The sequence below is a fragment of the Calothrix sp. PCC 7507 genome (assembly GCF_000316575.1).
Taxonomy (GTDB): domain Bacteria; phylum Cyanobacteriota; class Cyanobacteriia; order Cyanobacteriales; family Nostocaceae; genus Fortiea.
The window spans coordinates 1241017-1266966 of sequence record NC_019682.1 but is presented as its reverse complement, the minus strand read 5'-3'; the positions used below and the strand labels follow the sequence as shown (position 1 = coordinate 1266966).

Annotated in this window: 28 protein-coding genes and 1 pseudogene; 14 read left to right on the top strand and 15 right to left on the bottom strand. The window is 41.3% G+C overall.

All coding sequences use genetic code 11. The annotated features are described in order from the left end of the window. Positions 1 to 117: 117 nt before the first annotated feature. Positions 118 to 2628 carry a PAS domain S-box protein gene (locus CAL7507_RS05685; protein ID WP_015127490.1) on the bottom strand — a complete coding sequence of 837 codons (2511 nt, stop codon included), beginning with the start codon at positions 2626 to 2628 and terminating at the stop codon, positions 118 to 120. A 357-nt stretch (positions 2629 to 2985) separates the two neighbouring features. Here CAL7507_RS05685 and CAL7507_RS05680 point away from each other — a divergent pair, with 357 nt between their 5' ends. The 5 genes from CAL7507_RS05680 to CAL7507_RS33365 all read left to right on the top strand — a co-directional run bounded on the left by CAL7507_RS05680 (position 2986) and on the right by CAL7507_RS33365 (position 5825). Beyond that, complete coding sequence (locus CAL7507_RS05680; protein WP_015127489.1) at positions 2986 to 3333, top strand: DUF433 domain-containing protein; 348 nt, start codon at positions 2986 to 2988, stop codon at positions 3331 to 3333. 3 nt (positions 3334 to 3336) lie between these two features. Beyond that, on the top strand, positions 3337 to 3678 hold the full coding sequence (locus CAL7507_RS05675; RefSeq protein ID WP_015127488.1) for a DUF5615 family PIN-like protein: 342 nt from the start codon (positions 3337 to 3339) through the stop codon (positions 3676 to 3678). Between the two features lie 309 nt (positions 3679 to 3987). After that, positions 3988 to 4869: a trypsin-like peptidase domain-containing protein gene (locus CAL7507_RS05670; RefSeq protein ID WP_015127487.1), complete on the top strand. Its 882-nt coding sequence runs from the start codon at positions 3988 to 3990 to the stop codon at positions 4867 to 4869. A gap of 9 nt (positions 4870 to 4878) precedes the next feature. Next, the gene (locus tag CAL7507_RS32630; protein ID WP_085952843.1) at positions 4879 to 5295 is read left to right on the top strand and encodes a tetratricopeptide repeat protein; all 417 of its coding nucleotides are present in this window, start codon (positions 4879 to 4881) and stop codon (positions 5293 to 5295) included. A gap of 407 nt (positions 5296 to 5702) precedes the next feature. Then, entirely contained in the window at positions 5703 to 5825 is a 123-nt protein-coding gene (locus CAL7507_RS33365) for a hypothetical protein (RefSeq protein WP_255348332.1), read from the top strand. Positions 5826 to 5929: 104 nt separating this feature from the next. Here CAL7507_RS33365 and CAL7507_RS32990 read toward each other — a convergent pair whose 3' ends face one another. After that, positions 5930 to 6037: a type II toxin-antitoxin system RelE/ParE family toxin gene (locus tag CAL7507_RS32990; protein ID WP_236556967.1), complete on the bottom strand. Its 108-nt coding sequence runs from the start codon at positions 6035 to 6037 to the stop codon at positions 5930 to 5932. 63 nt (positions 6038 to 6100) lie between these two features. Beyond that, the gene (locus tag CAL7507_RS05660) at positions 6101 to 6322 is read right to left on the bottom strand and encodes a type II toxin-antitoxin system ParD family antitoxin (RefSeq protein ID WP_236556884.1); all 222 of its coding nucleotides are present in this window, start codon (positions 6320 to 6322) and stop codon (positions 6101 to 6103) included. A gap of 232 nt (positions 6323 to 6554) precedes the next feature. On the opposite strand from CAL7507_RS05660, the pseudogene CAL7507_RS30545 reads away from it, so the two are divergent. Next, positions 6555 to 6641 (top strand): annotated as a pseudogene (locus tag CAL7507_RS30545) (element excision factor XisH family protein); the annotation flags it as partial. A gap of 415 nt (positions 6642 to 7056) precedes the next feature. Here CAL7507_RS30545 and CAL7507_RS32985 read toward each other — a convergent pair. The 3 genes from CAL7507_RS32985 to CAL7507_RS05650 all read right to left on the bottom strand — a co-directional run bounded on the left by CAL7507_RS32985 (position 7057) and on the right by CAL7507_RS05650 (position 8306). Beyond that, complete coding sequence (locus CAL7507_RS32985; protein ID WP_015127484.1) at positions 7057 to 7341, bottom strand: hypothetical protein; 285 nt, start codon at positions 7339 to 7341, stop codon at positions 7057 to 7059. Further along, positions 7335 to 7808, bottom strand: a complete 474-nt coding sequence (locus CAL7507_RS32980; protein ID WP_015127483.1) for a protein kinase — start codon at positions 7806 to 7808, stop codon at positions 7335 to 7337. Before CAL7507_RS32980 ends, CAL7507_RS32985 begins: the two co-directional genes overlap by 7 nt. 90 nt (positions 7809 to 7898) lie before the next feature. Beyond that, positions 7899 to 8306 carry a universal stress protein gene (locus CAL7507_RS05650; protein ID WP_015127482.1) on the bottom strand — a complete coding sequence of 136 codons (408 nt, stop codon included), beginning with the start codon at positions 8304 to 8306 and terminating at the stop codon, positions 7899 to 7901. Positions 8307 to 8396: 90 nt separating this feature from the next. Here CAL7507_RS05650 and pgk point away from each other — a divergent pair, with 90 nt between their 5' ends. Together pgk and CAL7507_RS05640 are read left to right on the top strand one after the other, a co-directional pair. Next, positions 8397 to 9599 carry a phosphoglycerate kinase gene (gene pgk / locus CAL7507_RS05645; RefSeq protein ID WP_015127481.1) on the top strand — a complete coding sequence of 401 codons (1203 nt, stop codon included), beginning with the start codon at positions 8397 to 8399 and terminating at the stop codon, positions 9597 to 9599. Positions 9600 to 9716: 117 nt separating this feature from the next. Next, a complete protein-coding gene (locus tag CAL7507_RS05640) occupies positions 9717 to 10700 on the top strand; it encodes an endonuclease/exonuclease/phosphatase family protein (protein WP_015127480.1) in 984 nt (327 codons plus the stop codon). Here CAL7507_RS05640 and CAL7507_RS05635 read toward each other — a convergent pair. From CAL7507_RS05635 to CAL7507_RS05600, 8 genes are all read right to left on the bottom strand, one after another. Further along, a complete protein-coding gene (locus CAL7507_RS05635; protein ID WP_015127479.1) occupies positions 10692 to 10973 on the bottom strand; it encodes a hypothetical protein in 282 nt (93 codons plus the stop codon). The two genes, CAL7507_RS05640 and CAL7507_RS05635, sit on opposite strands and share 9 nt — an antisense overlap. Positions 10974 to 11144: 171 nt before the next feature. Continuing rightward, on the bottom strand, positions 11145 to 12008 hold the full coding sequence (locus CAL7507_RS05630) for a phosphodiester glycosidase family protein (RefSeq protein ID WP_015127478.1): 864 nt from the start codon (positions 12006 to 12008) through the stop codon (positions 11145 to 11147). A gap of 84 nt (positions 12009 to 12092) precedes the next feature. Beyond that, complete coding sequence (locus tag CAL7507_RS05625) at positions 12093 to 12965, bottom strand: GNAT family N-acetyltransferase (protein WP_015127477.1); 873 nt, start codon at positions 12963 to 12965, stop codon at positions 12093 to 12095. Positions 12966 to 13252: 287 nt separating this feature from the next. Next, complete coding sequence (gene fusA, locus CAL7507_RS05620) at positions 13253 to 15268, bottom strand: elongation factor G (RefSeq protein ID WP_042341200.1); 2016 nt, start codon at positions 15266 to 15268, stop codon at positions 13253 to 13255. Positions 15269 to 15733: 465 nt separating this feature from the next. Then, on the bottom strand, positions 15734 to 15925 hold the full coding sequence (locus tag CAL7507_RS05615; protein ID WP_015127475.1) for a hypothetical protein: 192 nt from the start codon (positions 15923 to 15925) through the stop codon (positions 15734 to 15736). Between the two features lie 349 nt (positions 15926 to 16274). Continuing rightward, complete coding sequence (locus CAL7507_RS05610) at positions 16275 to 16688, bottom strand: type II toxin-antitoxin system VapC family toxin (protein WP_015127474.1); 414 nt, start codon at positions 16686 to 16688, stop codon at positions 16275 to 16277. After that, positions 16675 to 16935 (bottom strand): DUF2281 domain-containing protein, encoded by a 261-nt coding sequence (locus CAL7507_RS05605; RefSeq protein WP_015127473.1) that lies wholly within the window; start codon positions 16933 to 16935, stop codon positions 16675 to 16677. The genes CAL7507_RS05610 and CAL7507_RS05605 overlap by 14 nt, the downstream gene beginning before the upstream one ends. A gap of 423 nt (positions 16936 to 17358) precedes the next feature. Further along, positions 17359 to 19119 (bottom strand): peroxidase family protein, encoded by a 1761-nt coding sequence (locus CAL7507_RS05600; protein ID WP_015127472.1) that lies wholly within the window; start codon positions 19117 to 19119, stop codon positions 17359 to 17361. A gap of 205 nt (positions 19120 to 19324) precedes the next feature. On the opposite strand from CAL7507_RS05600, the gene CAL7507_RS05595 reads away from it, so the two are divergent. The 6 genes from CAL7507_RS05595 (at position 19325) to CAL7507_RS05570 (ending at position 24620) form a co-directional block, all read left to right on the top strand. Next, on the top strand, positions 19325 to 20098 hold the full coding sequence (locus CAL7507_RS05595; protein ID WP_042341199.1) for a nucleoside phosphorylase: 774 nt from the start codon (positions 19325 to 19327) through the stop codon (positions 20096 to 20098). Between the two features lie 96 nt (positions 20099 to 20194). After that, on the top strand, positions 20195 to 21094 hold the full coding sequence (locus tag CAL7507_RS05590) for an esterase family protein (protein ID WP_015127470.1): 900 nt from the start codon (positions 20195 to 20197) through the stop codon (positions 21092 to 21094). Between the two features lie 29 nt (positions 21095 to 21123). After that, entirely contained in the window at positions 21124 to 22794 is a 1671-nt protein-coding gene (locus CAL7507_RS05585; RefSeq protein ID WP_015127469.1) for a bifunctional lysylphosphatidylglycerol flippase/synthetase MprF, read from the top strand. A 505-nt stretch (positions 22795 to 23299) separates the two neighbouring features. Beyond that, the gene (locus CAL7507_RS05580; protein WP_015127468.1) at positions 23300 to 23545 is read left to right on the top strand and encodes a hypothetical protein; all 246 of its coding nucleotides are present in this window, start codon (positions 23300 to 23302) and stop codon (positions 23543 to 23545) included. After that, the gene (locus CAL7507_RS05575; protein WP_015127467.1) at positions 23545 to 23982 is read left to right on the top strand and encodes a hypothetical protein; all 438 of its coding nucleotides are present in this window, start codon (positions 23545 to 23547) and stop codon (positions 23980 to 23982) included. Before CAL7507_RS05580 ends, CAL7507_RS05575 begins: the two co-directional genes overlap by 1 nt. Before the next feature lie 266 nt (positions 23983 to 24248). Beyond that, a complete protein-coding gene (locus CAL7507_RS05570; RefSeq protein WP_042341198.1) occupies positions 24249 to 24620 on the top strand; it encodes a hypothetical protein in 372 nt (123 codons plus the stop codon). 223 nt (positions 24621 to 24843) lie between these two features. On the opposite strand, the gene CAL7507_RS05565 is transcribed toward CAL7507_RS05570, so the two are convergent. Then, a complete protein-coding gene (locus CAL7507_RS05565; RefSeq protein ID WP_015127465.1) occupies positions 24844 to 25599 on the bottom strand; it encodes a peptidylprolyl isomerase in 756 nt (251 codons plus the stop codon). Between the last annotated feature and the right edge of the window lie 351 nt (positions 25600 to 25950).

Below are 25950 nucleotides of genomic sequence, written 5' to 3'. Positions count from 1 at the left end.
TTAAATTTTTCTGGGAAATTGGGAATTGGGAATTGGGCATGGGGCATTGGGAACAGACTGATGACTGATGACTGAGTAACTGTACGGCTGTTAAGGTATACTATTTTTTCACAAATCTTATAATGGTAAGGTGAACCAGAACGTTAACCCACGCTGGCGGTGGCTAATAACGCCGATTTCACCGCCGTGTGCTTGAATAATTTGCCGGCCAAGATACATTTTTAAAGCAACGCCTGTTAAACAAGGGCCTTGGGGATCGGGTATATGTAGATTGAATAGGCGATCGCATTCTAGTTTGCTCATAGCTACACCGTCATCTCGAATCTGAATGCGGATCATTTCGTCTGCAACTGTGGCTTTGAGAGTAAAATTCAATCCTGGCGGATTGTGTTGCAATCTATGTGTAAATAAATTTACTAAAAGTCTATGTATTTTCCCTGAATCAGCTAGCACTAAAGGTAAATGCTGTGGTATCAGGTTCTTTAGCGTTGCTTGATTTTGGTTGAGTATTGGCTGTAAGTCCTGAAGCGCAGACTTTAGCAATGTACTCAAAGAGACAAGCTCACGCCGCAGGACAATTCCCTTACCTTCGCAACAATGCATTTCCATCAGTGAGTCAATCATCCCCAATTGGCGGTCATTCCCTTGCATCATCCGTTCAATAATGGAACGGGAAACAGGAATTGGGGATGAAGAGGCAGGGGAGCAGGGAGCGGGGTGCAAAGGAGATTGTCTCTGCTCCATGCTTCCGGCTCCCTCTCCTCCACTGTTAAGCAAATTTTTGAGTACCATTAAATTACCCATGACTGCGGTTCGCAAATCATGGGCTACAGTGTGTAACACTACATCTTTTACTCGTTGCAGTTCTCCAAGTTCCTGCATTTTTTGTTGTAGTTGGGCAGTGCGTTCTTCTACTTGCTGTTCTAAATTTGTGTTGAGTTCGGCGAGTTCTTGGTAAATAAAGCTTTGTTGAATAGCGATCGCTAATTGTTCTGACATCTGCTGTAGCAAATCAATCTCGATGGTTTGCCAATGACGGGGGCCAGAACATTGATTAGCAACCAACGCCCCAAATAATTCATCACCAAGCATAATTGGCACAGCCAAGGTAGCCCGTGTGTGGAATTGTTGATAGTGTGCTTGCAATTTGGGAGAGACGGGAATTTGACTGACATCTTCGACTAAACGCACGCGATCGCTAGTTAATAAACGTTTCAATTCTTGGAGATAAGTTTTATCATCATTTGTCCAACCTAAGATTGATGGATAATTTGGATTTACCGATTCAGCGACGGCTTTACCGCCGCCTTTAGCATCATTTAAACCAATAAACACCCGGTCTGCTTGCAGAAATTGCCGGACTTCCGAGACAGTAGTTTGGAGAATTTGGTCTAAATTGAGCGATGACCGAATTCGTGCTAAAGTTTGTGTCAACAAGCGATCGCGCTGTGCCGAGAGGCGTAATTGTGCTTCTACCTGCTTGCGTTCTGTAATATCATTAGTGATTGCCAGGATGCAGGAGACACCATCTAAATCAACTACCTCTGCTGATAGCAATGCTGTCATGATCACACCAGACTTAGTGCGGAATTCCACCTCTAAGTTGCGGACAAATCCCTGCGTTTGCAACTCCTCTAATAATTTCAGGCGATCGCGCCGCTGTACCCACATATCTAACTCAAAAGCGGTACGACCAACTGCTTCGTCTCGCTGATAACCTGAGAGTCTGACAAAACTATCGTTAACTTCTACATAGCGTCCTTCATTGAGAGTACTGATAGTAATAGCATTGGGACTGCAACGAAAAGCTTTAGAAAACTTTTGCGCTAGTCTTTTTAGACTAGCTTCTGCTTGTTTGCGTTCTGTAATATCTCGGACAATGGCTAGGACTTCGTCTGGGCCACTAACTACCAACCGCGCCTCATAATCTCGCAATCCTAACGGCGATGGCAGTTGATATTCACAAATTTGCAAATCATGAGAACTCAAAGTTTTAGCGATCGCCTCTTGACCAATTACAGCCACATCACTAGGCAATAAATCCCGCAAATTTTTACCAATGATCTCTTCTTTTGAAAGCACAACATTTGTACCATCATCTTTCAAATCGAGATATTGACCATCGCGGTTAATCCGAAACATTAAATCGGGGATAGCATCCAAAATTGCTTTGTAGCGCATCTCACTTGTTCGTAATTGTGCTTCTATTTGTTTGCGGTCTGTAATATCCATTACCAAACCCTCCCAAAGCAAGTCACCATTGGCTTGTCGTTCTAATTGGGAAACACCTTGAATCCACTTGAGTTTACCGCTGGGTGTAATAATGCGACCTTCCCAACGCCAAGGTGATAAACTGGCAACAGCAACTGCCACAGAGGCGGCGAAAGCATCTATATCCTGGGGATGAATCAGTCGATGCAGCACCTGAAAATCTGCCCGAATCGCTTCTGGTTCTAATTCATACAGTTCTCGACAACCTGAACTAACATTAACGAGAAACGGAGAACCATCTTGCCGCTGGAGAAATTGAAAAATCATCCCCGGTAAATTTGCAGCAATTTTCGATAGCAGAGTAATAGCCTCTTGTTGACAATCTGGTGTATGCAGTGACTTAACAGTTTCATCCACTCTTTAAACCCTTTAACACACAAGCAATTGAATATATCTTTAAAGCTTATAATAGCCACTATGGTAATTTTTCTGCTGTGAGAATCATCACCAACCCGATTAAACACATCAATATATTCAGGGTATATTCCATCTGCTAAAACCGCATACCCCCAATCGGGTGAACCAGTCGTATGAAGGTCATAGCATCTTGTAGTTGATTGTAGATACGTAGTAGTGTGGCAAGGTGAAAATAGTGCATTATGAGTAGGTTGGGTTGAGGCAATGCGAAACCCAACAAATTCCGCAAAATGTTGGGTTTCGTCCCTTAACCCAACCTACAATACTGTTAATTTTATAGTAAAGCTAATATTAACTATGACACTCCAAGAACTAGAAGCACAACTTCATGCATTAAATCCCACTGAAAAAGCAGAAGCCATACAAATATTAACTAAAACCTTAAGCAAAGGTTCATTAGGAATTACCAAAACTCCTGGTGTGTGTGGTGGCGATGCTTGTATTGCTAAAACTCGCCTTCCAGTTTGGTCGCTGCTAAATGACCGTCGTCTGGGGATGAGTGATGCTCAGATTTTAGAAGCATTTCCACATCTGACGGCAGCTGATTTAGTAAATGCTTGGGCTTATGCAGACGCAAACCCAGAAGAAATTGAACAAGCAATCCGAGAAAATGAGGAAATAATGCTAGAAAATCTGGAATATTGAAAATTGGCACGGCTCTATACAGATGAAAACTTCCCATTACCCGTTGTAGAATTTCTACGCACTTTTGGTCACGATGTATTAACAGCGAGGGATGCAGGAAATGCAAATTTGAGAATTCCTGATGAAAATGTGTTAGCTTTTGCTTTGAGTAATGAGCGAGCAGTTTTGACGCGCAATCGCCGTGATTTTATGCGATTGCACCGATTACAAGCAGACCATGCTGGTATTATTGTCTGCACAGAAGGGTCAGATTTTGAAAGTTTGGCAACACGCATTCATGAGGCGATCGCTACAGCAAAAAGCTTAAAAGGAAAGTTAATCCGCGTCAATCGTCCATCAGCATGAAATTGTCAACAGCCAAAGGTATTGTTTACACAATAATATCTAAGGCATAATCCGAAATACAGCGATTTGCGTTTGTAGCCTAGTAGTCTGTCAGGGTTGAAATGAGGGACTGTAGTGTGAGCGTCTCGCTTGGTTCTGAAGCTGATTTAGCTTTGCACCAAAAGATTACTCGCCTCAGTTGGGCTGTACCGATAAAGGAGACGCGATAAATCGCCGTCTCTACAGTAGGGTGGGCAATGCCCACCCTACTATATACGTGTATTTCAACAATCAAATACTAGTTTTATAAACCTTATTGGAGATTAAATAATGAAATTTTATTATCAACTTACACCAGCACTAATTGGAGTCACCATCGCCCTTGTGCAAACCAAAGTGGCTATGGCTCTATCACCAACTGAAGTTAATAACATTGCTAAACAAATCACAGTGCTGATTCAAAGTAAAAAGCCCAGATATGGTTCTGGAGTAATTATTAAGAAAGAGGGCAATACTTACACTGTTCTCACAGCGGCTCATGTAGTAGAAGTCCAAGATAATTATGAAATTATCACTCCTGATGGTCAACGTTATGCACTCAATTACAGCAGTGTCAAACCAATGCCAGGAGTAGACTTAGCTGTAGCGCAGTTTACCAGCAGTCAAAATTATAATCTAGCTAAGATAGGCAACTCTGATAGCAGCACAGAAGGCACAGCCGCTTATGTCGCTGGGTTTCCAGCACCAACATTTGCCATTAATCAGTCAGTCTACACTTTTAGCAATGGGACAATTACGGCTAATGCGTCAAAACCATTACGTGATGGTTATGCTTTGGTCTACAGCAATAATACCTCAGAAGGGATGAGTGGTGGTGCGGTATTGAATGAAAAAGGTGAACTGATTGCAGTTCACGGTAGAGCAGATTTAGATACCAAAGAAATTAAAACAGGCTTTAATTTAGGCATTCCCATTAATACCTTTTTGCGATTGTCAGCAAAAACTGGGGTAGATGTGGGAGTTTCTGCACCTAACACACCTGTCGCTACAGCACCCAAGGCTGATGATTTCTTTATTCAGGCTGGAGAGAAGTATCAAAAAAGAGACTATAAAGGAGCGATCGCTGATTACACCTCTGCGCTCAAAATTAATCCCAACTTTGCCCTTGCTTACAACAATCGAGGTTTAACCCACTCTGTTTTGGGAGACTAACAAAGGGCGATCGCTGATTTCAACACCGCCATTAACATTAATCCTAACTATGCGGATGCCTACGTCGGGCGGGGTTTAGCCCGCTACAAATTGGGAGACGATCAAGCGGCAATTGCTGATTACAACCAAGCTCTCAAAATTAATCCTAACTCTGACTTAGCCTACAAAAACCGGGGTGTAGCCCGCTCTGCATTGGGAGACAAGCAAGGGGCGATCGCTGATTACAATCAAGCTCTCAAAATTAATCCCAACGATGCCGAAGCCTACGGCAACCGGGGTAATGCCCGCTTTGCGTTGGGAGATAAGCAAGGGGCGATCGCTGATTGGAAAAAAGCAGCAGACCTGTTTCGAGAACAAGGAAAAACGCGACTATATCAAAAAGCGCTGGATTTAATTAGAGACCTTGAAACTTCAAGCTTGAAATGAGAAACTCCGACCTCAAAACTTGAAATTTCAGATTTGAAAATAGAAATTCCGAGTTCAGATGAACAGCGATCGCGTTTAGGGATGTGCGTTATAAGTATCGCTATTCACTGACTAAAAGAGCGATCGCGTTTATGGGGAGGTGCGATCACTATGTCGTAAAGTCGCCAATAAACGTAAACATTCAGCCCTAAGTCTGGGGCGATCTCAAGTCACGGCAGTGCCCATTGGTGTCAACTCAAGCTACAGATGGCTACCCGCCTTGGAATGAATTCCAAGGCTAATAGGCAAAGTTTACTAAAGTAAACTGGGGATAAATGATAATTTTTAGTTAGCTCTAGCTTACTTTTGCTATTAGACTCAGAATTCATTCTGAGGCGGGACATAAGGTACTAAAAGCGCGATCGCTGGTGATGTGGAATGTGCGATCGCTTTTAATTGCTCAAAGAGCGATCGCGTTTATTGGGGAGGTGCGATCGCCTACACACTATAGTTCTTGTGACAAAATTCTTTCAATATCTCTTCCAGCATAGAGAATACGCAAAATCTCGATATTTTCTTCTTGTTGAAAGTAAAAAATTAGATAGTTTTTGAAATCTTTAACAGCCCATTTCCGTAAACCTTGTAAACGGCGATTCTACACTTTATACACTCTACCCATTCCAGGCATTTTTGCTAACTGTGCAAAAGTCTCTCTAACAGCATCAAAAAAATGGAGTGCAGCATCAGGGTTTTCTTGGGCAATGTAAGCAAAATGCTCATCTATAATCTAAACTTGCTTTAGGTGTGATAATTATCCGCTTTGTCATTATTGTCTTTGAAGCGGCTTGTTCACTAGGTGTATACGTTTTTGTGCCCACCACTCATCAGTTACTTCTATTGCTTCTCCACTCTCAAGCCCTTCAATTAAAAGTTCCTCTATCGTTTCTTGAACTTTGCGCTGTTGATCTTGATTGATTAACTCTAAAAGATATTCACTGATTGAAGCATACCCACCTTTTGTAACTTGTTCCTCAACAAAGGTTTTCATTGAGTCAGACAAGGAAATATTTATACTAGTCATAAGTAAGCTAAAATTCAAAATAGTTCGATTGGGATGCTACCGTTTAACCTTGATTAATATTCTAGTATAGATTTGCTCAAGGGTAGCTTACCGTAGGTATCGCCTGGACTGATTAAAAGAGCGATCGTGTTTATCGGGGATGTGCGTTAGAAGTAGCTTACCGTAGGCGATCGCCTAAGTGCAGTACAATAAAGCTACTATGCCTGCCAAAGATATCTACCACGATACAGTCAAAAATGCTTTGATTAAAGATGGCTGGACAATTACCCATGATTCATTATCGCTCTTTCAAACTCATCACAAAAGCGATCGCTGGTGATGTGGAATGTGTGTTGACTTACTGTAGGCGATCGCTTGTTAATGTTTTGCTTGATATTTAGAGAGAGATTACCTTAGGTGATTGTTGCTTAAATTCCCACACTAGCTGTAAAGATATAAATTGTTGCTGCTTCAGTTGAAGCATTCATAAGAATTGTTTAAGTCTTTGTAACTCAGATATAAGTCGTTGTTGCTCCGGTTGAAATATTCATAAGAATTGTTTAAGTCTTTGTAACTCAGATATAAGTCGTTGTTGCTTTGGTTGAAGCATTTGTAAGAATTGCTTAAGTCTTCGTAACTCAGATATAAGTCGTTGCTGCTTTGGTTGAAGCATTCATAAGAATTGTTTAAGTCTTTGTAACTCAAAATATAAGTCGTTAAGCTTACTCAATTTCAAATGATTTAATCATTGTCTCTGCTATTTCTCTAAAATCATTATAATTATCGATTTTTGCTGTATAGGTAATTACGTAAGCTTTTCCACCTTTTAAAGTAAAAACTTGTAAATTTTTTAAATTATTCTCTCCATTTTTACCGATATACACCAACTCTTCACCTATTTTATTTGCAACATTTTTTTCATTTGTATTGATAATTTTTGCTTTTTTAAGATGATTATTGATATCCTCAGAAGTAATTTGTTTGACTGCCCCAAAGTCAATCAGCACAATCTTACATCTCGTTTTCGCATTATATTATGCGGTTTAATATCGCGGTGAATTACACCTTGTTGATGAACAAATATCAAAATTTCTATAATATCTTGTAAAAGTTTAAACACATAAGGCTCACTCAACTTTTTACCTGAAAATATTTCTTTGCTTAGGTCGTGACCTTCGATATATTCTTGAACTAAATAGAATTCCTGCTCTTCTTCAAAGTGAGCTAAGAGTCGGGGGATTCTATCATGATTCCCTAACTTTTCTAAAATCTCTGCTTCTTTGTAAAACAACCGTTTTGATTCTCGTAAAGCATATTCGCTAGTAGACATTGGTTTAAACTGTTTAACAACGCACTGAGGATTCCCTGGGCGTTGCATATCTTCGGCTAAGAAAGTAAAACTAAATCCTCCTCCCCCAATTTGTTTGAGAATTTGGTAACGTCCACTAAGCTTTTGACCAATTATTGTATTCATCCTGTGTCCTGCAAGTTCTAACTCACTGGAAAAAAAATTTAATGTAGCGATCGCTTAATTTTTCAAGCAGTCGCTACAAATTAAGCCCTGCTAAGGCACAATCAACACCGGACAAGGAGAAAGATTAATCACACGGGTGGTGACGCTATCAGTTGCTCCGTCCTCAGTCAAACCTAAACCCCGACAGCCCATAATAATTAAATCTGCCTGGATTTCATCAGCGACATCACAGATAGTAAATGCTGGTTTACCTTGTCGTTCTATAACTTCGGCGGGAATTCCTTGCTGAGAAAACAAGGATTGGGCATTCTCTAGCAGCTTGGCCACTACCTCTGGCGACAACATTGGATCGGCGCTAGGCGCATCTGCAGCAGGTTCTTCCACCACAGACAGCAACACTAAGCGACTGCCATACTTTTGCACAACGTTGGTAACAACGTCAGCAGCTTCCCGCGCTTCTCGGCTTTGATCGATTGGAAATAGTACTGTCTTAAACATCTACCTCACCTGGATACACCTGACTCCGGTAAAATCTTGATGGTTCTACTTTCAAAACAATAACAAAAAGGCAATCAGGAGGGTCTGGCTGTGTCCAAAAAAAGTTTAGCAAGTTTATCTGCGGCTGATATATCTGGTAAACGCGCTTTAGTCAGGGTTGATTTTAACGTACCTGTGGATGACCAAGGCAATATCACAGACGACACTCGTATTCGCGCTGCGCTGCCAACTATCCAAGATTTGACGCAGAAGGGAGCTAAGGTAATTCTAGTCAGCCATTTTGGCCGTCCTAAAGGTGTGGATGACAAATTGCGCCTAACTCCTGTCGCCAAACGCCTCTCTGAGTTGCTAGGACAAGAAGTTGTGAAAACTAATGATTCCATTGGCGATGAAGTGGCTGCTGCTGTGGGGAATTTGCAAAATGGCCAAGTTCTGTTACTAGAAAATGTCCGCTTCTACAAAGAAGAAGAGAAAAACGACCCAGAATTTGCCAAAAAGCTAGCATCTAATGCTGATTTTTATGTAAATGATGCTTTCGGGACTGCACACCGCGCCCATGCTTCTACTGAAGGCGTAACCAAATTCCTCAGTCCTTCTGTGGCTGGCTATTTGGTGGAGAAGGAATTGCAATATTTGCAAAATGCCATTGAAAATCCCCAACGTCCTTTGGCAGCCATTATTGGCGGTTCCAAGGTTTCTAGTAAGATTGGTGTGATTGAAACCCTGCTAGAGAAGTGCGACAAGCTGATCATCGGTGGTGGGATGATTTTCACCTTCTACAAAGCCCGTGGTTTAAACGTTGGTAAGTCTTTGGTAGAAGAAGACAAGTTAGAACTGGCGAAGACTTTAGAAGCTAAGGCGAAAGAACGTGGTGTGGCTTTACTGCTACCTACCGACATCGTCTCAGCTGATAAATTTGCCCCAGATGCTAATGCTACAACTGTCAGCATTGAAAATATCCCTGCTGACGGTATGGGCTTGGATATTGGCCCCGACTCAGTGAAAGTCTTCCAAGCTGCACTTGCTGACTGCAAGACAGTGATTTGGAACGGGCCGATGGGTGTTTTTGAGTTTGATAAATTTGCAGCGGGTACAGAAGCGATCGCTCACACCCTTGCGGAAATTGGCAAAACTGGCACAACCACAATCATCGGTGGTGGTGACTCGGTGGCGGCTGTGGAAAAGGTTGGTTTAGCCGATCAAATGAGCCACATCTCCACCGGCGGCGGCGCTAGCTTGGAGTTACTCGAAGGTAAGGTGCTACCCGGTATCGCCGCTTTAGACGAAGCGTAAACACAAGGGGACAAGGGAGATAAGGGAGAAATAACTAATGACCCCTGACCCCTTGCCCTGAGCGAAGCCGAAGGGCTGACCCTTGACTCATGACAAATGACAAATGACAAATGACCAATGACCAATGACAAACTAACTTTAATTTTGGCGATCGCCTCACTGTTAATTTTAGCCCTACTATCCATATGTTCTTATATAGCTTGGTCTTGGCCACTAGAACTGATCACTCATTTCCGCATCCAGTATTTCGTTTTATCCTTAATAATTAGTATCGTTTTCGGCATTCTTTGGAGAACACGCCATCTCAAAAGTAAGCTACTACTTTTCATGGCTTTATTACTGCTAGGAATGAATGCAATTGAAGTGATTCCCTGGCATCTGCCTCATGCACAACAGGTAATTGCTAATTCAACTAAACAAATTCGGATTTTATCTTTCAACCTGAATATAAAGAATAAAAATGACAACGAAGTTATTAATTTAGTACGAAATGAGCGCCCTGATTTAGCTTTATTTATTGAAGTTGACCAAAGCATAGTTGAAGAGTTGAAAACTGGCTTAAAAAGCAGCTTGCCCTATAGTTTCAGAAGTCCTGGCGGTGGTCTTGCCATTCTTAGCCGCTTACCAATTAAAGATGCTAAAGGAGATAACTTTAATGGTCAAGGCGGCCATAATCTCATAGCAACTTTAGAAGTAGACAAACAGCTGATTAAGTTCATTGGTACTCATCCCCTAGTACCTGTGACGCGGAATAATTTTCACCGTCGTAATCAGCAGTTAGCAGCACTGACTAATTATATTCAAAATATCAATCAACCCCTGATTTTAGCAGGAGATTTTAACTTAACGCCTTGGTCGCCTTATTATCGCAGGTTTGTCAACAAAACAAAGTTACATAACACCCGCTTAGGTTTTGGCATCTTACCCAGCTGGCCACGACCAGCAAGTCATATAAATTTACCAACCTGGCTGCTTCCAACGATGAATATCCCCATTGACCACTGCTTTGTTAGTCAGCAATTTGGTGTTGCTCGAACTTACATAGGAGCAAATGCTAATTCTGACCATGCATCACTCATCACTGACTTAGTATTACGTTAAATCTGAAGGTTGAGGATTTTCTACGGGATTGGGAATTGTGAAAGAAATAGCGCTAGCAGATTGATTTAGTGCATCTAATTGGGTGCGATCAGTCGATGCTTCAATGTTTGCATCACTGAAGTAAGAGCCAATAATCTTATCGTAGTTGGAAGCGATCGCTAAAAATGCCCCCCCCAAAATATATATAGGCAATGGCAGAGAAAATTCTTGCAACCAGTCAAAAAATTCTGCTAAAGCAAACAAAACAACAAAGCAAGCCAACCAGACCCTCATTTTTCCATCCCCTGTAAGCAAACCACTTTAATAATAAAGTAGACAGCTTGCATCATACTTCATGTTTAACTCAACCACAATCTGCTTCTCTTGAGTTATGACACACAGGGTAGAATCTCCCCCATTGTTGATACCAATGGGGAGACCCCGCCCCTACCGGTGATCCTAATTTTATTGGACTATTAGAACTGACTTCACAGGTCGTTTGAGCGGATTTCCTTCCAAATTAACCTTCCCATAAAAAGTCTTGCCGTTGTAATAAAGTGAAGATGAACTTCCCCCATCCAAATTCATCGCCTTTTGGACACCGAGGGTTTTCATCAAATCTCTCAGCGCTGGTAAGGACATACCAGACGCGGAATCTGAGGGTTTTTGAGCTACCATGACTATCACAATGCTGCCATCACCAGTAATCCCTACAGCAGTTCTGGCGTTGGGTTGAGTGCTATCAAGGGCATCTCGTCCATTAGTGCGATCAACAAAACCTTCTTGTACTGAAGTAATTTCTGGTAATAATCCGGGGCCTGCACCAACAGCATCAACTAACCGACAACCTGCTGGTATTGACTGACTATGTAGAACGATATCATAGCGGATGGTTTGCCCACACTGGTAGCGGCGGAATTCTGTACGATTGAAAATTTGACTCAAGTAAGATTTTAAATTGGGATTATTTACCAACCGCTCATTTTTCTGAGGATCAGCTACCACTTGACCAGAAATAACGACATGGGATGTAGATTTTTGGTTAACTGGGTCAAAAAAGCCGGCGTTAGCGATCGCTTTAGCTTGATGCTTGCGAGCAAATTCTTCTACTGTTGCTACCTGTTCCGATAATGCGGGAGTTATCAAAAATTGACTATTAGCTGGAATCACCAGAATGTGAGCAATACTTTGGGGTAGGGTGCGCTGTTCATAGCGGATGGTTTTTGCAGGTGTTGGTGCAACGGAAGATTTAGATGGTAGGGAGGAACGTAAGACTAACCACGTCCCTAAACTAACTAGTGTTAAACCCAGCAGCCAAATTTTTCTCATTTCTGATTAAATAGTGAAGATTCTACCAAATCTGCAAATAACAACGGAAACGAATATTCTCTGGTACTTCATATGGGGGTTTAATTATGTTGTGATATCGTTAAAAATTACCAAGCCAAACTCTTCTCCAGTAGGACGAAAACCAATGCCTCGATAAGCTGCTTGTGCGGCTTGATTTTTTGATTGTGTAAACAAGATAGCCCGTTTTACTCCTTGCGCTTGTGCTGCTAGCAAGGAACCTGCTACTACACTTTTGGCATAGCCTTTACCCCGCAGTAGTGGCGGTGTCCACACTCCACCAATCTGTACAATATCAGGTAAATAGGCGTTGAAGGCAGAATAAGCAACTGGGATATTTCCTGCTATTAAGACCCAATGTTTGGCGTTAGCTTGATATGCTTCTAATAGGCGGCGACAAGCTGGGCGTAAATCGGGAGTTTCTGTTTCTCCCAAAGCTTCTATATTGTAGGCAGCACTCCACTCTATGAGTAAATCTAACTCCTCTAGATTTGGCAACCGACACTGTACTTTTCCTAACGCTAAATCTGAGGGTATCTGCAAATCTCGCAACTCTAAGGAAAATAATATCTCAGACTCATCTATTTGAGTTGGTCGGTCGATCAGCCCCAAGGCTGCTTTTGTGGCTGCAACTTGTGCTGCTGGCCCAGCAATCCCAGAAATAGTGCGTTGAGATTGTGCTACCACTGCTTGCACTACTTCCGCTAGATACACTGGCGCTTGGACAATCACCATCCCATTCCAATAGTGGGCGGCGACTGCAATGATAGTTTCATCTGCGATCGCTGCAATGTATGTTCCTTGAAATCTAGCACCCCGATCAATCAGTCCCACCTCTCGCCAGTTTGAGCGCAGAAACATCGAAGTATCGGTATGTTGTAAAAGGAAACTTTCTAGTAACTCCTCATCACCAGGTTGTAAGGTTCTCAAGGTAAGCATGATACTAAATCAGTGAACAGTTATCAGTTATCAGTTATCAGATGTATTGGTAACTGATAACTGTTGGTGAGAGATTTAAAAGTTTTGGTAGCTGATATCTTGCACCATTCTCAATAACCGTAGGGTGGGCATTGCCCACCGACACAAACATAGGGGTTTTAGGCAATGGTGGGCAGTGCCCACCCTACAAAAATGGATTATTGCAACTGGTGCAAGATGTAAGGTAGGCTGGGTGTGGGTTACGGCAAAGCCTAACCCACCCTACAAAAGAGCCAAAGTCGTGATTTTCACTTGATTGTTAAGGCTTGTCTATAGGAAGCAAACTCCATTGAAAAAGTTGCCATCCCAGAGGTAAGCGATCGCAAGTCTGTAGAATAACCAAACATCTGCACTAGTGGGACTTCCGCCCGAATCACGGAGTATCCTTGCATAGTTTCAGAACCCAATAATAAACCACGACGGGAAGACAAATCACCTTGAACTCTACCCACAAACTCGTTTGGTGTTTCCACTGCTACAAGCATGATTGGTTCTAGGATATAGGGTTTAGCTTGAGCGATCGCACTTTCAACTGCTTGATGGGCGGCTGACCGGAATGCTAGTTCTGAGGAGTCCACTGTATGATAGGAACCCCCATCTAGTATGACTTTCACCCCAGTTACGGGATAGCCTTCTAACACTCCAGAGGCGATCGCTTCGCGGAAACCTTTTTCACACGCAGGGATATATTCTTTGGGAATAGTACCCCCAACTACCCGGCTTTCAAAGACAAACGCCTCGTCTGTCGGTTCAATCCACCCAGTCACGTGGGCAAATTGACCAGAACCACCAGACTGTTTTTTCAGCTTGTAGTCGAAGTTGGCACGTTGTCCAATGGTTTCCCGGTAAGCTACAGCTGGAGTCCCGACGAAAACCTCGGCGTTGTATTCCCGTTGGATGCGTTCCAAGTAAATTTCTAGATGGAGTTCACCCATCCCAGAAATGAGAGTTGCTTGTGATTCGGGATCGATGCTGACGCGGAAGGTGGGATCTTCTTTTTGGAAGCGGTTGAGTGCTCTGGAAAGGCGATCGTTATCTTCCTGTTTTTTGGCTGTAATTGCCAGTGTAATCACTGGTTCGGGGACAAACATCCTTTCTAAAAATACCAGTGGTTCACCACCACACAAGGTATCACCAGAAGCACAATCTACACCCAGCAAGGCAATAATATCCCCTGCCACAGCCACTTTCACCTCTTCTCGCTTGTTGGCGTGCATCTTCACCAAGCGACCAATTTGCAGCCGTTGTCCGGTGCGGGAATTGTATACACTGTCACCAGGTTTTAATGTACCTGAGTAAATCCGTGTATAGGTCAATTGCCCAAAGGACTCGACGGTGAGTTTGAAAGCCAAAGCCACCAAGGAAGCATCAGGGCGAGGCTGAAGACTTACTGATTCTAAGGTTTTGACGACTTCCCTATCTATGGGTGAAGGTAGATAAAGGGCGATCGCATCCAGTAAGTTTTGCACTCCTTTATTTTTGAAGGCTGAACCTAGCAGTACCGGGGTGAGTTCCAGACTCAAGGTTGCTTGGCGGATAGTTTGCCAAATCAATTCTTGGGGAACTTCCTCACCCGCCAGCAACAACTCAGTCATCGGTTCTGAGAACAGCGACAACGCATCTAGCAGTTTTTCCCTAGCTTGTTGTGCTTCATCCTCAAGATCTGCTGGAATCGACTGTTTTACCCAGTTTTCTCCATTCTCACCCTCAAAATAGTGAGCCTGCATTTCTATTAAGTCAATGACTCCTTGAAACTGGTCTTCACTACCAATGGGATACTGCAACAGCACAGCATTTAACTGTAGGCGATCGCGGATTGCTTGTACTACACGAAATGGATTGGCCCCCATCCTGTCCATCTTATTGATGAACGCCAAACGTGGCACACGATAGCGCTTCATTTGCCGATCCACAGTAATTGACTGGGATTGCACCCCAGCCACAGCACATAAAACCATCACCGCCCCATCCAATACCCGCAGCGCCCTTTCTACTTCAATAGTGAAATCTACGTGCCCTGGTGTATCAATGAGGTTGATTTGAGTATCATGCCATTGGCAGGTAGTAGCCGCAGAAGTGATGGTAATACCGTGTAGCTTTTCTTCGACCATAAAGTCCATCGTTGCACCCTTACCGCCTCCCCGCACCTCTTCAATAGCGTGGATTCTGCCCGTATAGAAGAGAATTCGCTCTGATAGTGTAGTTTTACCAGAGTCGATGTGAGCAGAAATACCAATATTGCGGATGCGTTCTCGGGGAATCATAATAAACTTCCTTTTGTAGAAAGCGATAAACAGTGACTGCATTAGCAGTCATCTCCTTGCATACTACATTATACTACAAAATTGATGGTTTATCGCATTTCCTAATAAAAGTGAAGTACATTACCCAGGTGGGAACCGCTATATAGGACTACTATTTGATTAAGGCGTTTGTGATAAACGTGTCAGTGTTTTTCGCAAACGTCAACCCATTTATCATTTTCCTAAAGGCATTTGCAATGAACCTGCAAAAAACCAGCTAGTGCGATCGCAATCTCTCGTAGGTTGGGTAGAACGTAGATACCAAGACAAGAGAAATTATTTAAACAACCTAAATATCTAAAAATTAACGCTCCTTCAAATATTGTATAAAATGTTGGGTTACGCTACGCTGCACCCAACCTACAAATCGATGCGATGCTACTGTCTTATACAAATTCCCTAATTTTAATTATGGGGATTACCTCCTTAATAACCTTGCTCAATCCACTCTCGCCCCGCTTTCTCTGCTGCTTCAGGAGTAAAATAAAGCTTACGTTGACCAAAGATCACACCACCAGCACTAATTACCCGCAACTGCCAGCAATCTGTTTCTGTGTAAAATACCAACAGAATAATTTCTTGCATAGCAACAACTAAATGAATTTTGGTGGTAGTCATAATTGGTATTCCAAAACCTACCTTTTTTTATCAGATTATCGTATTTGCAAAAGTAAGAGGCGAACTAAGAGGCAGGGAGCAGGGAGATGGTACTTAGTGCGATCGCAATCTCTCATAGGTTGCTTGGAACGTAGTGGAACTCAACACATGATATCAAGCAAAGAGAAATGATTTAAACAACCAAATACTTAATTCAACGATAAAAATCAACCCTTCAAATATTGTATAAAATGTTGGGTTACGCTACCTGTAACCAACCTACGAATCGATGCGATTCTACTTCGCCTGTCCAGTTACGCAAATTCTTATCTAGCAAGCTTTTTGGGCTTTTCTGTCCGTCGAAATCACGTTAAAACAGGAGATTTTCAAAAGGATAACGTTGCTTCCAACGATAGGTGTTAAAGTCACGTTGGTCTACTGAAAAAATACGTCCATGCCCTAAATGTTCTGCTAAAATTACTAGGGAAGCATCAGCTAAATCCATTGGCAGGTCAGCATATTTTTTCATTAATTCAATAATTCGAGGAGTATGGTAAGATTCTAAATTAAAAACCGTAAATAATTCTTGTTGTAGACTATTTATCAAAGTAATTTCAGCATCAACTCCCTTGCGAGTTAGCAGAAGATAACAGGTTTCTGTGACAACACACCATGTTGTAATTAAAGGTTCATTATATTGTTTTAAAGCTTGTTTTGCTCTTTCGTGATAAGTGTCTTTTTTATCAAAAATAGCCAACCAAAATCCTGTATCAACGATGATCATATTTAGTTGATAATGTATTAAATAAAACTTCTTTATATGTGGTTGATAAATTTTCTTCAACAGAGCAACAACCAATTAATCCAATTTCATCAAACTTTTCATAGAGAGTTTTTTCCTGATTATGATTTTCTGACTCTGGTTGTGGATAACGCTTTTTGAGTAACTGAATAAAATCAAGTAGTAAAATTTGAGCTTCTTCAGGTAAGGTATCAATATCTCTATATATTTCTTCAAATTTTATTACCATAATTGACTCCTAAATTAAGTAAAATTTTGGGCATTTTTACATTATAAACTATGCATTGATTGTAGAGTGATGCCGTTAAATTTATTTATGGGGATTGCCTCCTGCCATCATAGTGCGATCGCAATTTCCCGTAGGTTGGGTGGAACGTAGTGGAACCCAACACATGATATCAAGAAAAGAGAAATTATTTAAACAACCAAATACTTAATTCAACGATAAAAATCAACCCTTTAAATATTGTATAAAAGGTTGGGTTACGCTCCGCTGTACCCAACCTACACCTAATGCACTAAATAATTAATAATGGTGCGTTACGCTGTCGCTAACGCACCCTACCAATACCTAATTTTGTTCAAAAATCAAACCGGAATCCTATATCAGTTATCAGTGTTTTGAGTTGTTAACTGATAACTGTTCACTGATTTAATAACCAGAGATACCCACGCGCCGCCAAGGCGCAAAAGCATTATTCACACCAAATAAAGCCGGAGCCAAACCAGGATAGTGACGACGTAAAATAGTCAACAGTCCGTTGTTGTCAATCCAGTCTAGACCAAACTGAGTATACACTTCAGCAGTATAGTCATTGGTAAAAAAGCGATCGCTTTTTAAGCGTCGAGAAGCCATCAAAATAAACACCCGAAAAGCAGTATCACTAAAACCAAAACCTTCTGGGAGGTCTTCGGCAAACATCCCCACGACGAGATCCACGCTGTTAAGATCATTGTTGTAGACTTCGCGGAGTTCTTTTGCCCAGACGGGGTTACTGGTAATCTCCTCAAAGGATTTGAGACGACCACGACCAATTAACTCCCGAAAATCATTGTAGCGGGGAACGCCTCGTTCGCGATCGCGCAAAATATCCACAGCCGCTAAATCGAAAACTTCACCATGATCTCGAATCAGTTGCTGTAAGGCTTTGGGATAATTATGTAAGGTAATCGCCCCTGGGTGGGCAATCCCCAAGGAATAGAATAAATCCGTCAGTCCGATTTCTTCCACCAACGCCCTAGTTCGTTTACCACCCACTTCAAAGAAATTACCGTTGCGGCGTAATGTGCCATCTTTGTGAGAATAAAATTCAAAATCGTCAGGAATCAGCGGATGTAATCGATAAACAGTGACAAATTCTTCAGTAATATAATAGGGGGCAGTGTGATGATCTGTCGGTGAACCAACAATACCGCTGATTGTTTCGTTGTCGCTGACACGTCCCCAAAGCTTTTTCACATGTTGACCGAGTAGCCCCCACCAGTTTGCACTCATGGCAATTTGCAAGGCGGGATGGGCGAGAATACCGGGAGTCCATTCGACGGTATGGATTTTCGCCATCAAAGCGGCGTTAATCAGTCGCGCATGGTCGAAAAGCTCATCATCTTGCCATTCAGGATATTGTGCTTTGAGGCGATCGCAGATTGTATTATGTTCCTTGACAAACAGGGTATGTAACAAACTCAACCCCACCCACCAGTTGTCATTAAAGCCCGTTTGGTCAATACCAATTGCCGGATCAACAGGCAACAGACCATCATCGCCAATGATCAGCTTACCATCCACGTGAGAGCGCAGTTGATCGACCTTTTCTTGGTTACTGCCATAGATTTGTGAGCCATCCCACCAATGAGTTACCTTATTAATAAAAGTCGGAGGTTCGGCTTTATCTCCTTCAGGGCGGCTTTGATCTGCTAAAGTTTCATTGATTGCCAAAGGTCGATATTCTTGAGGCCAGTTATCATCCTCTGCTAGTGGAATGACAATTTTTCTATCTGGCTGGTTATTTCCGTGGGAAAACCAGTCATGGTTTTGGAACTGAATCCAAGCAGCAGCCAAGATATTTAAGGAGGTTGCAGGTATAAATTCATCTCGCGTCATCAGCTTCTGGCTGATTAGGCGGGGATTCGGTTCTAGTAGTTTTTTATCATCAGTAGTGACCTTTGTTAAAGGCACATTCCGCCCAAATCGAGTTCCAGCCATTCCCATTACTGGGTTATTGAGGTCATTATAGCTGCCATCTGCTGTGCGAGCCTTTAAATGACGATTATCGGGGTTAGGCTGAGGCAAATCATCTGTATTGGGTAATTGGGATGTATCGTGGAGGTTTTTCTCTCTCAGTTCTTTGCGAAACCCAGTCAATTTTAACAGCGCTAAGGGTGTAGGTAGGCGATGCCACGGTATTCCAAACATAGTCTCTTTTCCCACAACAACCAGATTTTTATGCACCCTACTACTTAGCGTTGAATTAAGTAATATCCCTGGTTCCTAATTATTTTTTTATAACAATGTTACAAAATGTCATTTGGCATTTGTCATTTGTCATTTGTTATGAATTATTTCCCCCAGTCCCTGGGCACTGAGCGGAGTCGAAGTGCAATCCCCAATCCCCATTCTTATGACAAACAAACGCTGCTATCACATTGGTTTTGAACAAGAGGATTTGGGTTCACAGCCTCCTAAGATTGCCCTATTATCTGGTGATCCGGAACGATCGCATCTGATTGCTCACACTTATTTTCAGGAGGTGCGTTTATTATCCGCAAATCGCGGACTCAATAGCTATATGGGATACTTACCTAATGGACGCTCTATTATATCTGCTACTAGTGGTATGGGTGCGCCTTCGTTGAGTATTGTCGTCAATGAGTTGGTGCAGGTGGGAATCCGGCAAATTATTCGCATTGGGACTTGCGGCTCTATTCAACCGCATATACCCGTTGGTAGCATTGTTATTAGTAGTGCGGCATTATGTCGCCAAGGTGCAGCCAATGATATTGCACCAGTGGAATATCCCGCCGCAGCCGATCCGTTTCTGACTGTAGCCTTAGTCAAGGCTGCACGAGAGTTACAGGTTGAGCATTATCTGGGAATCACTGCATCTGTAGATACATTTTATGAAGGACAAGAACGCACTGATTCTGCTAACCCGTATTTAATGCGATCGCTCCACGGCATCACGGAAGAATATCAACGTTTAAATATTTTGAACTATGAGATGGAATGTGGTACCTTGTTTAAACTAGGGGGAGTATATCAATTTGCATCTGCTGCGGTCTGCGGTGTAGTCGCTCAACGCACCATCACCGAAAATATCATCGAGACTCACAAAGATATTGCCGTGAATAATGCGATCGCCACTGCGGTAAATGCAGCCACAAACTTGGATTAACGAGAGTTTGATACATCCTGATTTGAACTGCTGCCACTTTTCTAGGTATTGACTATAGTCAATTTTTAGACGGTGCAATATATTTTTAAAATAAATATGAAACTTTCTAAAATTTTAATTATTATGGGAGGAGCGATCGCAGTGTTGATAGCCGCTGGTTATAGCTATGTGTTTGTCTTGGGTGCCCCACAACTAGATCGTCCGCAAAACCAAGTAAATACAGGACTGAAGTTTCAACTAGAAAGCTTCAATTCTCCAGCTATGGGTACTGTCCGCAACTACGGTGTGATTTTGCCTCCTGACTATAACAAAAATCTCCAAGAACGTTATCCAGTCATATTTTTACTGCATGGAGGTCATGATGATAGCAGGGCTTATACTGATAAATATGCGCTTTTGAGCGTATTGCATGAACTTTATCAAAGCGGTAAATTGCCACCATCAATAGTAATTACACCTGATGGTAATGATCGTCGCGGTTCCAATCCTTTTTATGACCCAGATTATTTTGATGGACCTAATGGCAAATTGGGGACTTTAATTGGCTCAGAATTAGTACAAGTTGTCAAGTCACGCTACCGCACCTCGAAAAAACCGCAATTGTGGGCAATGGGAGGTGTTTCTTCTGGTGGATGGGGGGCTTTAAATATTGGCTTACGCTATTTGCAAAACTTCAACGTTTTCTTTAGCCATTGTGGTTACTTTACAGATAAAAGCAGCCCACAAAATAGCCCCCAACAACTTGTACAAAAGCTATCGATTCCAAATAGAAAAAAAATGCGCGTCTATCTCGACGTAGGTGTTGATGATGCTAGTTTCTTGGCTTCTACCAAAGCATTTCATGAAACATTAGATACACTAAATATTGCTAATATATTTCATGCATTTCCTGGAGGACATGGTTTATCTGGCCCAGATGTTGGCTGGAACTACTTCCACAAGCATCTTAAAGAATCCCTTGCTTATGTGGGAGAACAGTTTAAAAATTCAAAATGAATATTCATTAATAACTATTTTAACGACTAATGAGTAATCAGTTGAAAGCTCGGATTGGCCTTTGGAGTACAGCTTTTTTTACAGGTTTAGTCGGAGTAGTAAATTTAGTATCTGCAGTAGCCCCGACACTGCATGAGAGAAATCATTGGTTGAAACATTTTTTACCATTTGAAATTCGTGCCGGTAGTCATATATTCGCGGCGCTATCTGGGTTTGCTTTACTGGCACTGGCAACTAATTTATTACGCCGAAAACGAGTTGCTTGGTTACTGACTGTGACGTTACTGGTAATATCAATTATCAGTCACTTGCTGAAGGGATGGGACTATGAAGAAAGTATTTTGTCGGGGATTTTATTGGTGCAATTAATCCGGTTGCGCCATATTTTTACAGCACAATCAGACCGTCCTTCAATAGCTAGAGGAGTCCGCGTATTGATTGGTGCTTTTATATTTACTCTGGCGTATGGAACGATAGGGTTTTATTTATTAGACGGCAAATTTTCGGTAAATTTTAACTGGGGTGAAGCTATAGTGCAAACTTTGGCAATGTTCTTCACAGAAGATAATGCTGGACTAATCCCAAAAACCCGATTTGGTGATTTTTTTGCTAATTCTATTTATATTATTGCCGGGTGTACGTTCACCTATGCATTTGTGATGCTGTTGCAACCTGTTTTTTTGCGTAATACAGCTACCCAAAATGAACGACAAAAGGCGAAAGAAATTGTCGAAAAATATGGATGCTCTTCTTTAGCAGCTTTTACGTTATTAAATGATAAAAGCTACTTTTTTAGCCCTTCTGGTCACAGCATGATTGCTTATGTCCCTAAGGGAAGGGGGGCGATCGCTTTAGGAGACCCCATCGGCCCCAAAGAAGACCGCAAAGAGATGATTATTGCCTTTGGGGAGTTCTGTCAACGTCATGACTGGTATCCTGCCTTTTATCAAACCTTACCCGATGATCTTGGACTTTATGTCTCTCTGGGTTTTCGCGTGGTGAAAATTGGCGAAGAAGCGATCGCTGATCTCAAAACCTTTAGTTTACAGGGGAAAGCTGGTAAAAACTTCCGACCATCAATCAATCGTTTGACCAAGTTAGGATACGAGGTCAAGTTTTACCAACCACCCATTCCTGATGAATTATTACGCCATCTTAAACCTGTGAGTGACCAGTGGTTGAAAATGGTGCAAGGTTCCGAGAAAAAATTTTCTGTGGGTTGGTTCGATGAATTCTACCTGCGGGACTGTACAATTGCCGTTGTTTATGATGCAGAAGGAAAAATTAGTGCTTTTGCCAACGTTGTACCTGAGTATCAGCTCAATGAAGTCACTTTAGATATGATGCGACACCGTCAGTCGATGGAGAATGGGACGATGGACGTGTTGTTTACGGCGATGCTGCAATATTTTCAGCAGCAGGGCTATGATAGCTTTAATTTTGCGCTTTCTGCCCTGTCTGGGGTGGGTGAAAATTCAGAATCACGTCGTTTAGAGAAGGTACTGGGCTATCTTTACGAGCATTTGAATCGCTTCTACAACTTCAAAGGCTTACATGCATACAAAGAAAAGTTTCGTCCCCGTTGGGAACCACGCTATCTAGTCTATCCCGGCCTGACAGCTTTACCGGATGTAGTTGTAGCGTTGATTCGGGCAGATTCAGGCGATCGCCTCCTCGACTATTTTAAACCTGGATCGTAAAAAATCCCTCTTAGTTGTCTAAGAGGGTAATTAATGGTAGGCGCATTACGAGCTTTTAGATAATATCGGCTTTTACTCTGATAGTGGAGCCATGTTGGCACGAATAATTTAGGAGTACGGCATTTGATTTAACTCAAGGACAACCTTGCTTAGTTGACGCCATAGCCAAAAAATGTGGAAGAAATGTAGGACTTACGCACTGTACAAATTAATCATGATATGAATTTACGACAATAGGTCGTTTCCGGCTTTTATAGGGATTCTCGTTGACGTGAGGTACACCTGTAGGGGCGGGGGTTAAGAGCCTTCACTTGTATTGCATCCGACCGAAAAACGCCATATCACATAATATTTAGTGACATAAAAATTTTAGTTTTGTCTCATCATCACTTGACCTATTGATTGCAATCACAATCTTCTTGATTACAATGGAAAATATGGATTGAGCAATTAGCCATTCCAGGTTTTCAAATAACAACAATTATCAGTCATAATAAACTTAAAAATGGAAAAATATAAAAGCCAGATTCAAATCAATGACCTGATTGATGATGCAATAAATAATGCAATTACACGCCGTCAAGAAGGCTTATCAGAATTATCTAATGAACAAGTAGGAGATATTACAGGTGGTTTAGCCTCTGGGGTCAACCCTAGCGCTACCGTGGGAATCATTAGTGTATTACAACCAGCAACTACAGGCTTAGTAGATAAAAACCCTGCTATTCGAGACACTTTTAGGGCATCTTGATGGAAAATAATTCTACAGAAAAAACAACCCTATGTCCCAGTTCAAGACCAGAACAGGAGAATAGTATTGTCTTCGGTATAGTTAGTGGAACAGTCCAAAAGCCTCATGTTGTTTATCTCAAACAACCACTACCAGTGACTGATGAACTGATAGCAAAAGCTAGTCCAGTTACACCTACTGAAGTTTTTCGGACTGCTTCACCTTGTGCAGCATCGGGGTGCAAGCATTTTGATGGCAAAAACTGTGGTTTAGCCATGCGAGTTACCCAAAATTTGCCAGCAGTAGTTGAAGAACTACCACCCTGTTCTATTCGTAGAGATTGCCGATGGTGGCAACAGGAAGGTAAAGCAGCATGTATGCGCTGTCCGCAAGTAATTACAGACAACTATAATCCCTCTCAAATCATATGTGAAGTGGCAACTCCGACTGCTAGTTAATATATGAATTGGATGGAATAGATTTATTGTGTCTCAAATCTGAATATCTATTTTCTGTCAACCCAATATTTTTCTTGGGTTGATTTTTGGCATGTTTATTTTTTAAGTTTGTTACCAAGTTGCAAAAATAGGACATAAATATTTTACTTTTCTTTCTTGTGCGGCAGTTATCAGCCCTTAAACCCGACTTAAATATAAATAGTTCAGTAATTTGAAAATAGTTACTTTAGAAATGACTATTTTCAGCTTTAATTTCGCATTTTTTATTGATAATTTTAGATAAAAAACTGTATTATTTGTGTCACCTTATCATTTTTGAAATACTTGAAAATCATAGAGAAAATATAGATAATAAAAGTGTGGTGAGGGAATTAAAGCTTCACCATTCAAACACAAAGACAACTGACAAAGGAACATATTTCAAGATGATTAACTTCGCAATTAGCAAACTTAACCTTTCAAATTCAGAAGACCAATTAATTGAACTTTCTGAAAATGAAAAAAAAGCAGTTTTTGGTGGAGACTGTGTATATGCCAGTCAAACATATTCAACAAATTCTGTAGTAACTCAGGGTGACGGCAATAACTATGTATGCCAATCAAATGGTACATGGAAATGGTATTCTTTCGGTAAATAAAAGAAGGAAGCTAAATACGAAAACATTTATAACTGTGGCAGGAATAGGAATATATGAAGCTGTCAGTTAAAATGGGTTAAAACCTGGCTGAAGATAGCCTAGAGCTATCTTCAGTTTTAAGTTTTTGATTTAATTACAACTACATGAAAATACTCAAAAACCGACTTTTTTAATAAATCGGTTTTCTTGTTATTTGAGAAGAATTTAAAACTGCTATATAACCTTAATCTTCTTGAAGAAGCAGATTAAAATGCCGAATAACTTCTACTTGCTGAACTTGCTGCTTTAACCATGTATTATACAAATCTGACAAAATTTGTAAACGCAATTGATGATCTAATTCTTTTTGAATAATTTCTTCTACAAAAATCAAATGAACACCTTTTGAAGTGATAATAGGTTTCAATAGCTGTGGAGGTTTAGCAGCAAAAACAGCAGTAGAAATCTCTGGTTTTAAGTGCTGGCGATGCACTACACCCAAATATCCCCTTTTTCGGCGTAAATCTATATCCTGAATATATTGGCGAGCCGCATCATAGAAGCTCATTTCTTCTTCCTTAACTGCATAATAGAGTTCTAGCACCAAATCTTCGTCATCCAAGACAATTTCATAGATAACTGCACTCATAAAATGAAGTTGATTTTCATAAAAATACTGTTCAACTTTATTGCCAAAAAGATGATTTGCTAATTTTCTGGATAAAACTGTGTTTTGGACAATTTTTTCAAATTTATCTAGAGAAAGTCCATGTTGTTCGAGCCATTGCCAAGTATCGGTAGCGCTATTAAGTTTGTTAGCCAAGCGGAGAATGTCTGCTGTTTTCTGAAGCTCTTCTGTCTCAATTTTGATACCCGCCTCCGCAGCAGCATTTTCAATTATCTTGCGAATTAAAATACCTTCAACTATATCTGGAATTTTGCAGGATAGTTTGATTTGTTCAAGAATTTCTTCGTTGGTAACGTGAATAGATTTTGACATGATACTTTTTATAAGTTGTACAATGAGTTGTCAGAAATAGGCTATTTCAATTTTTATCTATACGAAATTCTCAGCTTTGTTAGGTTGATTTTTGAAATACACGCAGTAGGGTGGACAATGCCTAGGCTGTTGACTCTGTGCCTTTTTAGATGATAAAAATTCATGCAAAATTTGTGTAGTCATTGCGTTCGCGCAGCGTCTCGCAGAGAGGAGGAACGACGAAGCAATCCCAGTCTTTGCGATTGCTTCGCTTCGCTCGCAATGACACAAAAGTTGTATGAACAAAAACCGTGAAATTCCATCAAAGTCAACACCCTAGGCAATGTCCACCATATCAGGATTTTGGTGGGC